At 58.3% G+C, this 2,083-nt stretch carries 1 protein-coding gene; it reads right to left on the bottom strand.

All coding sequences use genetic code 11. The features are described 5' to 3' along the window. Positions 1-2,051: beta strand repeat-containing protein (locus ACIQWO_RS27465; RefSeq protein WP_402830864.1), on the bottom strand; the 2,051-nt coding region annotated here is incomplete at its 3' end. Between the last annotated feature and the right edge of the window lie 32 nt (positions 2,052-2,083).

The raw sequence follows: 2,083 nt of genomic DNA, 5'->3' as shown, positions 1-2,083 counted from the left end.
AACTGCCCACTGACCGTGTAGTTGTTGAACGCCGAGGCAGCGGCCAGCGAACCGTTAGCGGCCGACGCATTACCCAACTGCACCGTTGCCGTGCCATTGCCAGACAAGTTTGCAACCGACGTTAGGTCGAATGTCTTGTTGCGTGCAATCACCCCCATCACCGTTACATTCGCTTTGGCGATGGTGGCGCTTACCTGGGTTGCACTATTGACGAGCGTGTAGTTGACAGAATCTGCCAGCGTAGTATTGATATTGACAGTTTGATTGCCCGCCGAAGCATTTGCAAAAACACCCACTACAGTCGCCACCGCCGCGTTGGTAGTGTTGATCGTCGAGCCGTCCGCCCGGCTGGCGTCTCCCATGCGGACGGTGACGTTACTTGCGCTGACGTTGGCATTGGTCGTCGTATCGTACGTCTTATTGCTAGCGGCGACACCGGACACGGTTACCGTTGCCTTAGCAATCGTGGCTGTTGTACTTGTCTGACTGCCCGCCGCAAGCGTGTAGTTCGTCGTGTCGGCAAGCTGCGCGTTAACGCTGACTGACTGGTTACCTGCGGCGGCATTCGCAAATACCCCATTGACTGAGTACTCCTGGAAGGGGCGAACGGCATTCAGGCTCCCATCAGCGGCTGTCGCGTTGCCAAGTTGCGCGGTCGCGTTACCCATGTCGGAGAAGCTTGCATTGGTCGTCTTGTCATAGACCTTATCGTTGGCCGTCACTCCGGAGAGGGTCACAATAGCCTTGGCAATGGTGGCCGTGATGTTCGCCAGGCTGCCTGCGGCAACTGAATAGTTTGTCGTGTCGGTCAGTGCGGCATTAATGTTGACCGTCTGATTGCCGGCCGACGCATTGGCGAACTGCCCACTGATTGTGTAGTTGTTGAACGCCGAGGCAGCAGCCAGCGAACCGTTAGCGGCCGACGCATTACCCAGCTGCACCGTTGCCGTGCCGTTGCTCGAAAGGCGAGCGTTGGTGGTGGTGTCGTAGACCTTGTTGTTGACCTGAGCGCCGATGATCGTGACATTTGCCTTGGCGATGGTGGCCGTGGTGTTCGTCTGACTGCCGGATGCGAACGTGTAATTTGTGGTGTCGGCCAGCGCGGTATTGAGGTTGACCGTCTGATTACCCGCCGACGCATTGGCGAACTGCCCACTGACCGTGTAGTTGTTGAACGCCGAGGCAGCGGCCAGCGAACCGTTAGCGGCCGACGCATTACCCAGCTGCACCGTTGCCGTGCCGTTGTTCGACAGGCTGGCGTTGGTGGTGGTGTCGTAGACCTTGTTGTTGGCCCGAGCGCCAGAGATCGTGACATTCGCCTTGGCGATGGTAGCCGTGGTGTTCGTCTGGCTGCCCGAAGTTAGCGAGTAGTTGGTGGTGTCGGTCAGTGCGGCATTAATGTTGACCGTCTGATTACCGGCCGACGCATTGGCAAACTGCCCGCTGACCGTGTAGTTGTTGAACGCCAAGGCAGCGGCCAGCGAACCGTTAGCAGCCGACGCATTACCCAACTGCACCGTTGCTGTGCCGTTGCTCGACAGGCTGGCATTGGTGGTGGTGTCGTAGACCTTGTTGTTGGCCTGAGCGCCGGCGATCGTCACATTCGCCTTGGTGATGGTGGCCGTGGTGTTCGTCTGACTGCCGGATGCCAACGTGTAATTTGTGGTGTCGGCCAGCGCGGCATTAATGTTGACCGTCTGATTACCCGCCGATGCATTGGCGAACTGCCCACTGATCGTGTAGTTGTTGAACGCCGAGGCAGCGTCCAGCGAACCGTCAGCGGCCGACGCATTACCCAGCTGCACCGTTACCGTGCCGTTGCTCGACAGGCGGGCGTTGGTGGTGGTGTCGTAGACCTTGTTACTGACCCCCACGCCCGACACTGTGACAACGGCCTTCGCAATGTTTGCGACGCTGACGTTGGAGATGTTGGTGGCTACTGCACCGATAGCACCGAGGTTGCTTCCCTTGCTGTCGAAAATCGTAACGTTGTAGTCGGATACCTCGTTAGCCGCCGAGCCATTGCTTACCGTGACGTTGCTCAGCGACACGGATTTGTTGCTGCCCGCTGAGGCATTGTCGA

Source organism: Pandoraea sp. NPDC090278 (genome assembly GCF_044772185.1).
In the GTDB taxonomy this organism is placed as follows: domain Bacteria; phylum Pseudomonadota; class Gammaproteobacteria; order Burkholderiales; family Burkholderiaceae; genus Pandoraea.
This window is presented reverse-complemented; position numbering and strand designations above follow the sequence as displayed.